This window comes from Halorussus marinus (assembly GCF_004765795.1).
GTDB lineage: Archaea > Halobacteriota > Halobacteria > Halobacteriales > Haladaptataceae > Halorussus > Halorussus marinus.
In genome coordinates, this window is record NZ_SBIV01000001.1 from 257,092 (window position 1) to 271,737 (window position 14,646).

Annotated in this window: 16 protein-coding genes; 8 read left to right on the forward strand and 8 right to left on the reverse strand. The window is 69.7% G+C overall.

Annotated features, from left to right (window positions below; genetic code table 11):
* Positions 1–68 precede the first annotated feature (68 nt).
* Positions 69–758 (forward strand): metallophosphoesterase, encoded by a 690-nt coding sequence (locus EPY72_RS01410; protein ID WP_135805336.1) that lies wholly within the window; start codon positions 69–71, stop codon positions 756–758.
* On the opposite strand, the gene EPY72_RS01415 is transcribed toward EPY72_RS01410, so the two are convergent.
* Entirely contained in the window at positions 750–2,006 is a 1,257-nt protein-coding gene (locus tag EPY72_RS01415) for an NAD(P)/FAD-dependent oxidoreductase (RefSeq protein WP_135805337.1), read from the reverse strand. The two genes, EPY72_RS01410 and EPY72_RS01415, sit on opposite strands and share 9 nt — an antisense overlap.
* 112 nt (positions 2,007–2,118) lie before the next feature.
* On the opposite strand from EPY72_RS01415, the gene EPY72_RS01420 reads away from it, so the two are divergent.
* Positions 2,119–2,523 (forward strand): hypothetical protein, encoded by a 405-nt coding sequence (locus EPY72_RS01420; protein WP_134670755.1) that lies wholly within the window; start codon positions 2,119–2,121, stop codon positions 2,521–2,523.
* Positions 2,524–2,621: 98 nt separating this feature from the next.
* On the opposite strand, the gene EPY72_RS19155 is transcribed toward EPY72_RS01420, so the two are convergent.
* Positions 2,622–2,798, reverse strand: coding sequence for a hypothetical protein (locus tag EPY72_RS19155; protein ID WP_168215987.1), 177 nt, complete (start codon positions 2,796–2,798; stop codon positions 2,622–2,624).
* Between the two features lie 14 nt (positions 2,799–2,812).
* Between EPY72_RS19155 and EPY72_RS01425 the strand changes: the two genes are divergently transcribed.
* Positions 2,813–4,108 carry an MFS transporter gene (locus EPY72_RS01425; RefSeq protein ID WP_134670754.1) on the forward strand — a complete coding sequence of 432 codons (1,296 nt, stop codon included), beginning with the start codon at positions 2,813–2,815 and terminating at the stop codon, positions 4,106–4,108.
* A gap of 136 nt (positions 4,109–4,244) precedes the next feature.
* Here the strand turns inward: EPY72_RS01425 and EPY72_RS01430 are convergent, their stop codons facing one another.
* A complete protein-coding gene (locus EPY72_RS01430) occupies positions 4,245–4,511 on the reverse strand; it encodes an HAH_0734 family protein (protein ID WP_134670753.1) in 267 nt (88 codons plus the stop codon).
* A gap of 74 nt (positions 4,512–4,585) precedes the next feature.
* Complete coding sequence (gene fen, locus EPY72_RS01435) at positions 4,586–5,569, reverse strand: flap endonuclease-1 (RefSeq protein WP_135805338.1); 984 nt, start codon at positions 5,567–5,569, stop codon at positions 4,586–4,588.
* A gap of 104 nt (positions 5,570–5,673) precedes the next feature.
* Here fen and pyrF point away from each other — a divergent pair, with 104 nt between their 5' ends.
* Both pyrF and EPY72_RS01445 read left to right on the forward strand, forming a co-directional pair.
* A complete protein-coding gene (gene pyrF, locus EPY72_RS01440; RefSeq protein WP_135805339.1) occupies positions 5,674–6,477 on the forward strand; it encodes an orotidine-5'-phosphate decarboxylase in 804 nt (267 codons plus the stop codon).
* 86 nt (positions 6,478–6,563) lie between these two features.
* The gene (locus EPY72_RS01445) at positions 6,564–6,827 is read left to right on the forward strand and encodes a DUF7520 family protein (protein ID WP_134670750.1); all 264 of its coding nucleotides are present in this window, start codon (positions 6,564–6,566) and stop codon (positions 6,825–6,827) included.
* Between the two features lie 57 nt (positions 6,828–6,884).
* Here EPY72_RS01445 and EPY72_RS01450 read toward each other — a convergent pair whose 3' ends face one another.
* Both EPY72_RS01450 and EPY72_RS01455 read right to left on the reverse strand, forming a co-directional pair.
* Complete coding sequence (locus tag EPY72_RS01450) at positions 6,885–7,649, reverse strand: SAM hydrolase/SAM-dependent halogenase family protein (protein WP_134670749.1); 765 nt, start codon at positions 7,647–7,649, stop codon at positions 6,885–6,887.
* Positions 7,650–7,696: 47 nt separating this feature from the next.
* Positions 7,697–8,215, reverse strand: a complete 519-nt coding sequence (locus EPY72_RS01455; protein ID WP_135805340.1) for a nicotinamide-nucleotide adenylyltransferase — start codon at positions 8,213–8,215, stop codon at positions 7,697–7,699.
* A 170-nt stretch (positions 8,216–8,385) separates the two neighbouring features.
* Between EPY72_RS01455 and lonB the strand changes: the two genes are divergently transcribed.
* The 3 genes from lonB (at position 8,386) to EPY72_RS01470 (ending at position 11,643) form a co-directional block, all read left to right on the forward strand.
* Positions 8,386–10,401 carry an ATP-dependent protease LonB gene (gene lonB / locus EPY72_RS01460; protein WP_134670747.1) on the forward strand — a complete coding sequence of 672 codons (2,016 nt, stop codon included), beginning with the start codon at positions 8,386–8,388 and terminating at the stop codon, positions 10,399–10,401.
* Positions 10,402–10,495: 94 nt separating this feature from the next.
* Positions 10,496–10,696, forward strand: a complete 201-nt coding sequence (locus EPY72_RS01465; protein WP_134670746.1) for a hypothetical protein — start codon at positions 10,496–10,498, stop codon at positions 10,694–10,696.
* A 215-nt stretch (positions 10,697–10,911) separates the two neighbouring features.
* Positions 10,912–11,643 (forward strand): acyl-CoA synthetase family protein, encoded by a 732-nt coding sequence (locus tag EPY72_RS01470; protein ID WP_135805341.1) that lies wholly within the window; start codon positions 10,912–10,914, stop codon positions 11,641–11,643.
* Positions 11,644–11,704: 61 nt separating this feature from the next.
* Here EPY72_RS01470 and EPY72_RS01475 read toward each other — a convergent pair whose 3' ends face one another.
* Positions 11,705–13,687 carry an AMP-binding protein gene (locus EPY72_RS01475; protein WP_134670744.1) on the reverse strand — a complete coding sequence of 661 codons (1,983 nt, stop codon included), beginning with the start codon at positions 13,685–13,687 and terminating at the stop codon, positions 11,705–11,707.
* A gap of 67 nt (positions 13,688–13,754) precedes the next feature.
* Positions 13,755–14,612, reverse strand: a complete 858-nt coding sequence (locus EPY72_RS01480) for a hypothetical protein (protein ID WP_135805342.1) — start codon at positions 14,610–14,612, stop codon at positions 13,755–13,757.
* Between the last annotated feature and the right edge of the window lie 34 nt (positions 14,613–14,646).

Genomic DNA, 14,646 nt, shown 5'->3' on the forward strand with positions numbered 1-14,646 from the left:
TCGGTCAGCGGACGGTGGCGCCCGCGCCACCGCAACGGGCAAAGGGGGCCGGCCCGTTTCCCCGACCGATGAACGCCCGATACCGCGATCGCGCGGTCTACCTCCCCGACGCCGACGCGCTCGTCGTCGCGGACGTCCACGTCGGCCGAGACGCCGCCTCCGCGGTCGAGATCCCGTTCGGGGAACGCGCGGACCTGACCGGTCGGCTCGCGGACCTGCTCGACGCGTTCGCCCCCGGCGACGTCGTCGTCGCGGGCGACCTGCTCCACGCCTTCGATCGGATCCCCGACGGCGTCGCGGAGACGGTCGACGGGCTGGCGGCGGCGGTCGCCGACGCCGGCGCGGACCTGACCGTCGTCCGGGGCAACCACGACCGGCTACTCGACTCGTTCGACGTGGCGGCCACCGACGCCTACCGCGTCGCCGACACCGTGATCTGTCACGGCCACGAGCGCCCCGACCCCCACGCCGACGCCGACCGGTACGTCGTCGGCCACGACCACCCGGCGATCGAGATCGAGGGCAAGCGCCGGCCCTGTCTGCTCTACGGCCCCGGCGCGTTCCGCGGGGCCGACGTGCTGGTGCTCCCGGCGTTCACCCGTCTGGCGCCCGGATCGACGGTCAACGGCATGCGGACCGGCGACTTCATGTCGCCGCTCGTGACCGACGCCGACGCGCTCCGGCCGGTGGTCAGAGACGACGACCGCGGGGAGACGCTCGAGTTCCCGCCGCTCGGGGAGTTTCGCCGACTACTGTAAGTCGAGGTCCGCCCGCACCGCGCGGGCGGCCGTCCGCCCGCTCTGCATGGCGGCGTTCAGCGACGAGGCCTCGGTGTACTCGCCGGCGAGGTACACCGACCCCTCCGGGGCTCGAACCGCCGGCAGGCCGTCGTAGACGCCCGGCGGTTGGGCGAACTGGCCGAACTCGATCCGGCTGGTGTGGAGTAGGTCGAGGTCGAGTCGGCGCTCGGGATACCACGATTCGAGGGTGCGGGCGGTCCGGGCCGCGAGCGTCTCGTCGGGGTCGTCGGGCGCGCCCAGATACGTCGCGCTCAGGAGGTTGCGATCCTCGGGGGCGTACTCGGGGGCGACCGACGAGAGCTGGGCGATCTGGTTGGGCGACGCGCTCTCGGCGTTGAGCAACAGCCGCCTGCCGGCGTCGAGTTCCTCGCCGTCGAACGCGTAGTACTGGGTGACACACCCCTTGGCGTCGGTCGGGATCGCGTCGACGCCGGTGAGCTCGCGGGCCCGCTTCGGGTCGGTCGCGACCACCACCGCGTCGGCGGCGTCGGTCTCGCGGCCGAGTTCGACCCGCCCGTCGGTCCCGACCTCGGTCACCGTCTCGTCGGTGACGATTCGGGCCCCCGCGTCGCGGGCCGACGCCGCGAGCTGGTCGCTGATCGCGCCCATTCCCCGAGCCGGCACCGCGGTGTCGCCGGTCGCGAGCATCTTGAACGTGAACTCGAACGCCTTCCGAGAGGTCGAGAGGCTCCGATCGAGGGTGATGCCGCCGTAGAACGGCTCGGCGAAGTTCGCGAGGAACTTCCCGGAAAAGCCCCGCTCGCGGAGGTACTCGCGGGTCGAGGCGTCGGGACCGCCGAAGATCTCGGCGTCGGGTTTGTCCCGGAGCTCCCGGTAGAGCCCGAGCACCCGGAGCTTGTCGCCGACGGTCACGTCGCGGTTGAACAGGGTCTCGACCGCGCTGAACGGGTCCCGGAGCGGGTCCGACAGCGTCGCGCGGTGGCCGGGTCGGGCCACGACTGCGCCGGGGACGAACGTCCGGAGGTCGAGGGCGTCCAGATCGAGCTCTCGCCCGACCGCGGGGTAGGCGGTGAAAAGCACCTGAAAGCCGCGGTCGAAGACGAACCCGTCACGCCGGGTCGAGCGCACCCGGCCGCCGACCTCGCCGTGGCGTTCGTACAGTCGCACGTCCGCGCCCGCCTCGGCGAGGTGGCGGGCCGCGACCAGTCCGGCCAGTCCGCCGCCCGCGACGACGACTTCGGTCATTGACGGGCGTTGGGCCGCCCGGCACAAAATCTCTCCGTTCCGAGAGGAGGGCCGTCGGGCGTCCCGTCTCCGAGACACCACGCTTTTCCACCCGGCCCGCCAAGGGGTTCGCATGGCAGACGACGAATCCAGCGACCAGTCCGAATCCGAGACAGACAACGGCGAGGACGAGAAGTCCTTCCGCGAGCGCGTCGAGGAGATCCGCGAGAAGCGCGCCGAGGAAGGCGAAGGCGAGGGCGATGACCGACGCGAGAAGATGGAAGAGATGATGGGCGGTGGCGGCCCCGGCGGCATGGGCGGTGGCGGCGGCAACCCCTTCGCCCAGATGATGGGCGGCATGATGGGCGGTGGCGGCCCCGGCGGCATGGGCGGCGGGCCCGGCGGCCCCGGCGGCCGACCCGGCGAGAGCGAGAGCGCCGGCAACGAGGAGCTCACCCGCGAGGTCCGACAGCTCCGCGACGAGGTTCGGGACGCGACCCGCCAGCTCCAGCGCATCGCCGACGCGCTCGAAGACTGAGGCCGCGACGCGCGATTCTTTTCGGCTACTCGGTCGCGTAGTCGACCGTCGGCGCGGCGCGCTCACATCGCCCACCTCTGCGCGCCCCGCCCCGGCGACTACGCTTCGCTCCGATCGACGCCGCGGATAGCGTACCGGCCGATACCGGCGGCTTCGTCGCGGCTATCGCTCTTTTCGCCTTCAATCACGAGCGCGGATTTCGTCGCCGAACCGGGGACGAAACCCCTCGCGAGGACTTCCGGGACGAACGGATTTAAGAGCGTCAGTGGGTTCATTTCGAATCGTAACAGTGGCCGAGTCGACCGGCGGGACGCTCAGGCTGTTCGGGAACCGGGAGTTCGTGGCGCTGGCGAGCACCGCGTTCGCCCGGAGTCAGGCCTACTCGACCATCCTGATCGCGCTGGCGCTGTACGCGGACATGTTCGGCACCTCCAGCACCGTCGAGGGGCTGTTTGGCACCGCGTTCGCCGCGGTCCAGTTGGTCATCGTGCTCCCGCTGGGCCGGTACATCGACCTCAAGGACGCGAAGAAGTTCCTGCTGGCCGGACTCGTGCTCAACGTCGCCGTCTTCGTCGGGTTCGCGTTCGTCTCGGCGGTCGAACACGTCATCCTGCTCCGGGCGGTTCAGGGGCTGGGCGCGAGCATCCTCTGGCTGACCGGGACGACCGTCGTCGGCGAGATCAGCCCCGACGAGTCGCGGGGGCTGTGGATCGGCTCGTACAATCAGGTCGGCGCCATCTCCAGCCTGTTCGGCGACATCTTCGGCGGCCTGTTGCTGTTTCTCTACGGCTTCGAACTGACGTACGCCGCGCTCAGCCTGTTCACGATCGGGGCGTTCGTCTCGGTGTACCTGTTCCTCCGGGACAACCCCGGCGGGACCGCCGACCCCGAGGAAGCCTCCGGGATGGAGACCATCCGGGACCTCCTCGGCCGGCGGGCGATCAAGGCGCTCGTGTTCTTCCGGGGGTCGTTCAGCGTCGGCAAGATGGCGGTCATCACGTTCCTCCCGATCTACGCCCGGACCGGGTTCGGCATCAACGCCTTCCTCATCGGCGGGATCATGGCCGGCGGCAAGCTCACCAAGGCACTCACGCAGGGGTGGGTCGGCGACCTCACCGACCGGTTCGGCCGGAAGTACCGGTTCATCCTCGTGGGCGCGCTCGTCTACGCTGTCGGCACCGCGCTCATCCCGCTGGCGGGGTTCGCGGAGGGGTACGTCCCCGGCGTGACCCTCGCGGCGTTCGGCGAGCAGATGGCGCTTCCGGGCGCCTTCTTCGTGCTGTTCGCCGCCTACGCCGTCCTCGGCGTCGGCGACAGCCTCCGGCTTCCCGCGAGCATGGCGCTGTTCGTCGAGGAGGGCGAGTACTTCGACGCGGTCGGATCGAGCCTCTCGTTGCGCTCGATCGCGTGGAAGGTCGGACAGGTCGGCGGCCCAGTGTTCGTCGGCGCGATCTGGGACGCCACGACGGTGCTGGTGGCGTTCTGGACTGCCGCCGGGTTCATCGTCGTCTCGTCGATCGCGTTCGCGTACCTCTTCGCGTCGGAGGCCGCCCCGGAGGGCGCCGATGCGGTGGCCGGGGACTGAGACTCGGCCGGCGATTGTCCGGGGCGACTCCACGATCTCTCTGGCGGCGCGATCGTACCGCCGGCCCGAGAGCAGATCTCACGGGCGCTGGACTACCGACCGCGGGACGAGGCCGCGGCCGTCGTAGAAAGAAAGCTTAAACCGCGAGCTCGTCGGCGGCCTTGACGACGTCGACCGCCTCGGCGTCGATCGATTCGGTTTCGAGCCAGTGGGGGACGAAGTTGCGCTTCGCGAAGTCCTCGCGCTCGTCTTCGGTGCCGATGATACACCACAGCTGTGGTTCGTCGGGACCGTGCCAGTCGCCCTGCCGGCTGATGGAGAAGCAGACCCGCTCGCCGCCGTCGTACTCGATGATGGCGTTTCGCCGGATGCCCGGGTTCCCGTGGATGATGAGTCGCTTCATGCGAGTGGATTCGGAAGGACCGGGTAAAAGCGCTTCGGGACCGCCCGTTCGGCGTCTGGGCGGGGCGGGCCCGGTCAGGTCCACTCCCCGAGGCCGGTCTGGACCACCGACTCCTCGATGCGCTCGAAGCCGCGCTCGACCTCCCCGGCGCTGACCTCCCACTCGTCGACGACGTACTCGCGGGCGGCGTCGAGGTCGGGGTCCATCTCGGCGTCGAACGCGTAGTCGTCGGTGACCGACGGGTTCAGGAACAGCTCTCGGATCACGTCGACGTCCTTGTCGATGTGGGCGCCCTCGGCTTCGAGCACGCCCCAGATGTCGCCGTGCTCTTTGACCGTCTCGAGCGCGGTCTTCGGGCCGATGCCCGAGACGCCCTCGTTGAAATCGGTGCCACAGAGGATGCCGATGTCGACCAACTGCTCCCACGTCACCTCGAGGTCGTCGAGGGTGGCTTCGAAGTCCATCAGCTCGGGGTCGCCCTTGCTTGTGAGCTGGCGGAGCGTCAGCGGCGCCCCGAGCAACAGCGCGTCGTAGTCCTCGGTCCCGCAGTAGTCGACCGCGCCGACCCGGTTCATGTAGGCGGCCTGTGCCTCGCCCTCGGCCGGGGCCTCGATGTAGGGGACGTCGAGGCGGTCGAACAGCTCCCGGGTCGTGCGCTGGATGGTGTCGGTGAGCCGCTGAGTGTGGGCGTCGAGCCGGGCGACCTCGATCGCGTCGCCCGCCTCGCGCGCTTTCTCCAGCCGCTCCTCGCGGGCCTCGCGGGCCTCCCGGCGCTGTTCGATCTCCGCGGACTTGTGGTCGGTGACTGACCCGTCGAAGACGAACACGGGCGTCAGGTCGTTCTCGAAGAACTTCGGGAGCCCCTGGACGACGCCGATCAGGTTCGCGACCTCGGTGTCGTCGGCGGTGGTGTAGGCGTCGTCGGTGGTCCACTTGACGGTCGTCGTGAGGTACTTGTAGAGCCAGTTGTGGGCGTCGACGGCGACCGTCTCGCCGTCGAGGTCCTCGAAGGGGACCTCCGAGAGCACCGCGAGCTGCCGCAGATCGGTGTTTCCCATCGCCCGCCAGTAGGGCGCCCGCGGATTTGAAGGTCCGGGTTCGGCGTCGTCGGTCGCGGCCCGAATCCGACGCTTTTGTATCCACACCGCCGAAACCGAGCCCAATGCCCGCGTTCTTCGACCGCCTCGCCGACCGCATCGCCGAGATCGACAGCGTCGTGTCGGTGGGTCTGGACCCCGACGAGGACCGCCTCCCCGACGCGGTCCGGGGCGCCGACCTGCCCCGGTGGGAGTTCAACCGACGGATTATCGACGCGACCCGCGAGTCCGCCGCCGCGTTCAAGCCCAACGCCGCCTTCTACGAGGACCCCGACGGCTGGCGCGCACTCGAAAAGACCGTCGACTACGCTCGCGAACGAGGCGTGCCGGTGTTGCTCGACGCCAAGCGCGCCGACATCGGTAACACCTCCCGGCAGTACGCGAAGATTCTCGACTCGGTCGACGCCATCACCCTCAACCCCTACCTCGGACGGGACGCGCTGGCGCCGTTTCTCGACCGCGAGACGGCGGGCTGTTTTCTGCTCTGTCGGACCTCTAACCCCGGCGGCGCGGACGTCCAGGACCTCGAACTCGCGGGGGGCGAACGCGTCTACGAGCGCGTGGCCGACCTCGCCGCCGAGTGGAACGACGCGGGCAACGTCGGGCTCGTCGTGGGCGCGACCTCCCCCGACGAGCTCCGGGCGGTCCGCGAACGCGTCCCCGAACTGCCGTTTCTCGTCCCCGGCGTCGGCGCGCAGGGCGGCGACGCCGCGGCGGCCGCCGAGTGCGCGACCGCGACGAACGGCGCCGGCCTCGTCAACTCGACGCGGGGCATCATCTTCGCGGGCGAGGACTCCGAGCGACCGTTCGACGAGGCGGCGGGCGAGGCGGCCGCCGACCTCGCCGAGCGGCTCAACGCCCACCGGTAGCCGGGCCGCGGGCTCGGGAGCCGGAGTCGGCGCCCTACCCGCCCCGGACCGATAGCCATAATCGGCGCCCACACGAACGTCCGGGTATGACACGGGAAGTCTCCGCGCGGCCCTACCTCGCGGGCGCCGCGGTCGTGGTGGTCGCGCTGGCCGGACTCCTCGGCGCGGTCGTCGGAACCACCGGCCAGCAGGAGGGGATGGCGATGGATCTCCTCGGAGTCGTCTCCTTCCAGATGACGCCGATTTCGATGGCGGCGTTCGGGATGACCGCGACCGCGGCGGTCCTCGCGCTCCTGTTCGGGCTCGTCAGCGTCGCCGCCGCGTACGACGAGGCCGAGACGACGGGGTGAGCGGTCTCACACCCTCGGCCGACCCACCGGCGGTCGCCCGGCGAGCGGGGCCTGCGGTCAGCGCTCGACCCGGACGCGTTCGCCCGCCGAGAGCCCGAACGCCTCCTCGCCCCGGCCCCGATTGACCGCGAGCTCGACGTTGCCGTGGCTCCCGACCGTGACGAGGCGCTCGCCGGCCGCCCGCTCGGCGTACGCGCGAGCCACGGGCGCCGGTTCGCCGTTCACGATCACCGACTCGCGGTCGGCGAGAAACTCCCCGGGGACGTTGGTGACGACGTTGCCGAAGCCGTCGACGACGAGGACCTCTCCCACCGCCACGGCGCCGTCGCGGTCGGGGTCTGGAAATCGGAGGTCGACGAACTCGTCGGCCGGCGAGATCCGATCGAGTCGCTCGAACGAGTCGACGCCGGCCTCGTGGACGTCGGCCGCCGCGGGCGCGAACACGTCCCGGCCGTGAAAGGTGGTGCTCTCGGTGTCTCGGTCGGCGTACGCGACGTCGAAGACCTCGACGCCCGCCTCCTCGCCCGCCAGCGCGCGGGCCGCCGGGAGCGCGAGCCCGTTGTCCGGCGCGACCAGCGCGTGATCGCCGGCCCGGATCGCGAGCGCCGCCCGCTCGGTGCCGACGCCGGGGTCGACGACCGCGAGGTGGACCGCCGCCGGGAAATACGTCAGGACCTCCCGAAGCCAGAACGCCGCGGCACGCACGTTCTGGCGGGGGAAGTCGTGGGCCACGTCGACTAGCCGGGCGTCGGTTCGGCCGAGCAACACGCCCTTCATCGCCGCGGGGTACGGCGATCCGAAGTCCGAAGCGAGCGTTATCATAGCCGATCGTTGGGGCGCCCCGGCCGTAAAAATCCCGACCCGGCGGTTCACTCGCCGTTGCTGTCCGAGTCGCTCACCTGCTGGATCCGGTCGAGTCCGCCACACTCCTCGACGACCTCGACCACGGCCTCGGGGACCAGCGACTCCCAGTCGTCGCCGAGGATCATGCGCTCGCGGACCTCCGTGCCCTCGAGGACGTCGCGGTTGAACATCGGCGACTGGCGCACCTCGACGCCCGCCTCCTCGAAGAGTCGGATGACGAGGGGGTTGTTCGAGTAGGCGACGTCGAAGTCCGGACACATGCTCTGGACGTGGCTGACCCACACCGAGTTGCGCTCTAAGTCCTCAATCGGGACCGCGTAGGTCACCAGATCCGAGTCCACCAGCGACTTGGTGATCATCATGATGCGTTCGCCCGCCGTGAAGGGGTCGTGGCGGCTGTGGGAGTCGCCCGCGCTCCCGATGCCGAGGACCAGTTCGTCGACCTCCTCGGCGATGGTCTCGACCACGTTCCGGTGGCCGTTGTGGAACGGCTGGAACCGCCCGATGTAGAACCCGCGGGTCATACGCCACGTTGCGCTCGGGAGTTTTATAAGGGTGGCGAGTCGCCCGAGACGCCAGAAACGATCGACTCGGGCGCCGTCGCGCCGGATTCGCTGGCGGGCCGTCTCGGTCCGAGAGGGAGAAAGTATATCAGTTCGCCACCCCACCGTTTAGATACGTACAGGACCGTTCTATGAGTAAGGATACCGACAACGACGCTCCGCCGCCGGAGCAGACCCGCGAGCAGGGGGGCTCGGAGTTCGAGGACCTCGGTAGCGACGTCGATCCCGATATCGACGAAGCAGAGGTCGAGGACACCGATCTGCTCGGCGGCTTGGATATCGAGACGACCGACGAGATAGACATTCCCGACCGACTGGTCGATCAGGTCATCGGTCAGGATCACGCACGCGACGTCGTGCAGAAAGCGGCCAAGCAGCGCCGCCACGTCATGATGATCGGCACCCCGGGGACGGGGAAGTCGATGCTGGCGAAAGCGATGAGCGAACTCCTCCCGAAAGAGGAGTTGCAGGACGTGCTCGTCTACCACAATCCCGACGACGGCAACGAGCCGAAGGTCCGGACGGTTCCGGCGGGGAAAGGCGAGCAGATCATCGAGGCCCACAAGGAGGAGGCCCGCAAGCGCAACCAGATGCGGTCGTTCCTGATGTGGGTCATCATCGCCATCGTAGTGGGGTACGCCCTGCTCATCGCGGGCCGGCCGCTGTTGGGCATCCTCGCGGCCGGGGTCATCTACCTCGCGTTCCGGTACGGTTCGCGGGGCAGCGACGCGATGATCCCGAACCTGCTGGTCAACGCCGCCGACCAGACCACCGCGCCGTTCGAGGACGCCACCGGCGCCCACGCCGGCGCGCTGCTCGGCGACGTCCGCCACGACCCGTTCCAGTCCGGCGGGATGGAGACCCCGAGCCACGACCGCGTCGAGGCCGGGGCCATCCACAAGGCCAACAAGGGCGTGCTGTTCGTCGACGAGATCAACACCCTCGACATCCGGTCCCAGCAGAAGCTGATGACCGCGATCCAGGAGGGCGAGTTCTCCATCACGGGCCAGTCCGAGCGCTCCTCGGGCGCGATGGTCCAGACCGAGCCGGTCCCCTGTGACTTCATCATGATCGCGGCGGGGAACATGGACGCGATGGAGAACATGCACCCGGCGCTCCGGTCGCGGATCAAGGGGTACGGGTACGAGGTCTACATGGACGACACCATCGAGGACACCCCGGAGATGCGCCGGAAGTACGCCCGGTTCATCGCCCAGGAGGTCACCAAGGACGGTCGGCTCCCCCACTTCACCGAGGAGGCGGTCGAGGAGGTCATCCTCGAGGCCCAGCGTCGGTCGGGCCGGAAGGACCACCTCACGCTCAAGCTCCGGGACCTCGGGGGGCTGGTTCGGGTCGCGGGCGACATCGCCCGCGCCGCCGACAAGAGCCAGACCGAGCGCGAGGACGTGCTTCAGGCCAAGCGCCGGAGCCGCTCGATCGAACAGCAGGTCGCCGACGAGTACATCGAACGGCGGAAGGACTACGAGCTTACGGTCAACGCCGGCGACGTGGTCGGTCGCGTCAACGGACTCGCCGTGATGGGCGAGGACAGCGGGATCGTCCTCCCCGTGATGGCGGAGGTCACGCCGTCTCAGGGACCGGGCGAGGTCATCGCCACCGGTCAGCTCAAGGAGATGGCCATGGAGGCCGTCCAGAACGTCTCGGCGATCATCAAGAAGTTCTCCGACGAGGACATCACCGAACGCGACGTCCACATCCAGTTCGTGCAGGCGGGTCAACAGGGCGTCGACGGCGACTCGGCGTCGATCACGGTGGCCACCGCGGTCATCTCGGCGCTCGAGGACATGCCGGTCGCACAGGACCTCGCGATGACCGGCTCGCTGTCGGTCCGGGGCGACGTGCTTCCGGTCGGCGGCGTGACCCACAAGATCGAGGCCGCCGCGAAGGCGGGCCTCGACCGGGTCATCATCCCGAAGGCCAACGAGGACGACGTGATGATCGAAGCGGAGTACGAAGAGCAGATCGAGATCATCCCGGTCACCCACATCAGCGAAGTGCTCGACGTGGCGCTGGCGGGCGAGGCCGAGAAGGACAGCCTCGTCGATCGGCTCAAGAACATCACCGGCTCCGCGCTCGAACGGCAGGTCGGCCGGTCGGGCACCGGCGGTAGCCCGAGCCCGCAGTAACGCGGCCCCGTTTCTCTCGTTTTCGATCGGCCGGCGGCCGCCACCTCGACCGCGAACACGAACATCTATTAGATGACGTGTCCTATAGGGAGACATGGGACTCAAAAAGAGCCTCCTGAGTGGACTCGTCGCGTTCGCAGTCGCAACCCTCGCGGTCCGGACGCTCGCCTCCTCCCGGAGCGGGACGAAGATCGGCCTGCTGGCAGGCGGCGCTGTCGCGGTCCGGACGCTCCTGTCCGGTGGCGACGACGACGCCGTCGAAGAGTTGTCCATCGAGGACCCCGCCGCGGAGTAACGACGCCTCACTTTTTGCCGTCAGGAAGGGGGCGACGGTGTAGTGGTATCGGGATACGAGCCCGGTCCAGCACGGTCTCCCGTGCCGTCAGTTACCGCCTACCGCGGAGACGGCATAAGCGCGCCTATCGAACAGACGTCGCTGTCAGCGCCTCTTTGCCCGGCGGCGCATTCCGAACCGACGCGACTTTTTCCCGACTCCCCGAAGGTGAGCGCATGGACGCACTCGGCGACCTCGTGACTCGCGACCGTCGAAGCGACGACCCGGCGCTCTCGGCGCCCCGCGAGCGCCGCGCCTACGACTACCGGCGGTTCTGCACCACCGCGTGGAAGACGGGCAATTTCTGGCGGCGCAGAGGTCTCCACGCCGACGCGACCGTCGCTGTCGCCGACGACCCCGAGCCAGAGGCCGTCTTCGCCTTCCTCGGAGCGGCCCTGCTCGGCGCCCGGACCCGGTTCGGCGCGCCCGGCGAGGTCGACGCCCGGATCGGGGTCGCGCCCCGCGGGGCCGTCGACGGCTACGACCTCCCGCCGGGCGGCCAGCGGGTCGCCTACGCCGGCCCGCCCGACGATCCGTCGGTCGCGCACTTCGAGCGCGACGTCTGGAGCGAGAACCCGGCGTTCCCCGAGACGCCCGTCGACCCCGAGTCGGTCGCGCTCGTCGCCGCCGATGGAGACGACGCCCCCGACCGCGAGTACTCCCACGCCGACCTCCTGTCTGCGGCCCGGACGGTCGCCGACGACTGGGGGATCGGGCCTGGCGACGAGGTGGCGGTCCGCGCGCCGCTGGCCGACCCCGGAGCGATCGCCGCAGGCGTGGTCGCGCCGCTGGTCGCGGGTGCGGCGATACTGTTGCCCGACGACGAAGCCGTCGGCGACTACGCGGTCGTCGAGGACGGGGGCGACCCGCCCGAGTCTCGGACGGTCGCGGCGTCGACTGTGACGTAAGCCCGACCGACGTGGCCGATCGCGGGTCCGGAGCCGATGGGACGGTAGAAGCGGTAACCGCTCACCGCGCGTCTTCGAGTCGGTCGAGCGCCTCGGGGTTCTCGATGCTGGACATGTCGCCCAGATCCTCGCCGGTGTAGGTCGCCTCGATCGCCCGCCGGATGATCTTCCCCGACTGGGTCTTGGGGAACTCCGAGACGAAAAGCACCTCGCGGGGCCGGAACGGCTTGCCGAGTTCCGTGCCGACCTGCGCGCGGAGTTCCTCGCGGAGGTCGTCGCCAGCCTCGTAGCCGTCTTCGAGGATGACGTAGGTCACCACCGCCTGCCCCGTGGTGTCGTCGGGGACGCCGACGGCGGCGGCCTGATTCACCGCGTCGTGGTCGATGAGCGCGCCCTCGACCTCTGCGGGCCCGACCTTCCGGCCCGCGACGTTGATGGCGTCGTCGGCCCGGCCGTGGAGGAACCAGAAGCCGTCCTCGTCCTTCTGGGCCCAGTCGCCGTGGTCCCACATGTCCTCGAACGTCGACCAGTACTCCTCGAGGTAACGCTCGTCGTCCTGCCAGAGTCCCTTGGTCATCGACGGCGCGGAGTCCCGGGCGACGAGGAACCCCCGCTCGTGGGTGTCGGCGATCGACTCGCCCTGCGAGTCGACGATGTCGACGTCCATCCCGAGCCCGGGTCCGCCGAGCGTGCAGGGCTTGAGCGGCTGGATCGGCATCGGCATCAGGAAACAACCACAGATCTCGGTCCCGCCCGAGATGTTGATGATCGGCGCCTCCCCGCCCCCGACGTGCTCGTAGAACCACTGCCAGCTCTCGGGGTCCCACGGCTCGCCGGTCGAGCCAAGCAGGCGGAGGCTGGAGAGGTCGTGGCCCTCCAGCCACTCGTCGCCGTACTTGCGGAGCGCGCGGATCGCGGTCGGCGAGATGCCGAACGTCGAGATCGAGTGGCGGTCGATCATCTCCCAGAAGCGGTCGGGCTCGGGGTGGTCGGGCGCCCCCTCGTACATGAAGACCGTGCCGGCGTGGGCGTGGTTGCCGATGAGCGTCCACGGCCCCATCATCCACCCGATGTCGCTGACCCAGAAAAAGCGGTCGCTTGGCTTGTGGTCGAAGCCGAAGTAGATCTCCTTGGCACACTGGACGAGCTGGCCGGCGTGAGTCTGGACGGTGCCCTTCGGCTTGCCCGTCGTGCCTGAAGTGTAGAGGATCATCGACTCGTCGCGGGCGTCCATCGGGACGGTGTCGTACTCGTCGCTCCGGGTCTCGACCGCCTCGTCCCACCACTCGTCGCGGTCGTCGTGCCACGGGACGGCCGAGTCGGCGGCCCCTCGGGAGCCGAACCGATCGTAGACGATGGTGTGCTCGACGTGACCCGCCGCCTCGATGGCCTCGTCTGCGGTTCCCTTCAGCCTGACCTCGCTCCCCCGCCGATAGAAGCCGTCGGCGGTGAACAACACCGAACACTCGGGGTCCTCGATGCGGGTCGCGGTCGCCTCGACGCCGAACCCCGAGAAGATAGGGACGACGATGGCGCCGACCTTGAACGCGCCGTAGAGGATCGAGATGACCTCCGGGACCATCGGCATGTAGAGACCCACCGCATCGCCTTTCTCGACGCCGCGGGCTTCGAGCGCGTTGGCGACCTTGTTCGACTGGCGGGCCAGCTCGTGGAACGTGACCTCGCGGACCTCGCCGTCCTCGCCCTCCCAGATGCAGGCGACCTTGTTTCGGGTCTCGGCGTCGGGGGCGGCGTGGCGGTCGACCGCGTTGTGGGCGATGTTGATCTCCCCGCCCTCGTACCACTCCGAGAACTGAGGCCCGTCGGCGTCGCCCCGGACCGCCTCGTAGGGCTCGTAGAAGTCGATGTCGAGGTAGTCGACCATCTCGTCCCAGAACCACTCCACGTCCCCCGTGGTCCGCTCGACGAGTTCGTCGTAGTCGTCGATGTCGTACTCCTGCATGAACTGGTAGACGTTGGTCGACTCCACGAACTCCTCGGACGGTTCGTGGACGACCTCGTCGACGTCTTCGAGCGTATCCATAGATGCCACCGTACGCGACACGTTGTCGGGGTCTGCCAAGTAAGTTGCGCGACCGCTCGTCCGGGCGCTATCGCCGCGGGAGATGGGCGTCGAGCACCGCCCTCACGGCCGCCACGTCGTCGATCTCCTCGGGGTCGAGCCGCAGGTCACGCAGGCCCCACGGCGACCACCCGGCACGCCTGACCCGGAGCTCGTCGTCGGTCAGCGAGTAGCTCTCGAACCTCGACCACGGCCGGACGCGCTTGTGGACCGGCGTGCCGACCCGGACGCCGGCGTCGGCGACCACGTACGTTCGCTCGGCGACCGCGCCCGACAGTCCGGCGCCGCCGGCGATCATGAGGTGAAAGAGCCACCGGAGCGATTCGAAGCCGGCGACGATCGAGGCGGCGAACCCGACCGTGCCGCCGAGCATGAGCGCCCCGACGGCCCACTTTGCGAGCCGACGGTCCCGCTCGGGGCCCGTGGTGCTGAAGCGGACCCGACGCTCCGAGCCCGCGAGCACGGCCTTCGCGTGGCGATTGTGCGCGGCGAGCACGAGACCGGTCCCGCCGACCAGTCCGCCGACCGCCCCGAGTAGCGCGAGCCCGACCGCGATCCCCGAGGCCGGCCCCTCGACCCCGGTCGCGGCGAGCACGCCGCCGCCGTACGCGAGGCCGGCGGCCGGCGCGAGCCACGCCCACCGGGTCGAACCGAGCCGGACCGCGACGGCCTCGCGGCCGGCCGCCCGCCACCCGACCGCGACCCCGGCGGTGCCGACCCCGAGGAAGGTGAAAAAGAGGACGCCGGCCTCCGTGGTCGCGGTGACCGCGACGCCGACGGTCGCGACTGGCGCGAGGAGGGCGGCGACGTACAGCCCGACGACGAAGCCGAAAAACGAGTCGGGCTCGTCGGCCGGGACGTCTCGGTGTGCGTCGACGGTCGCCATTCAGTTGGCGTTTTGATGCCTCGGTCCAAAAGGG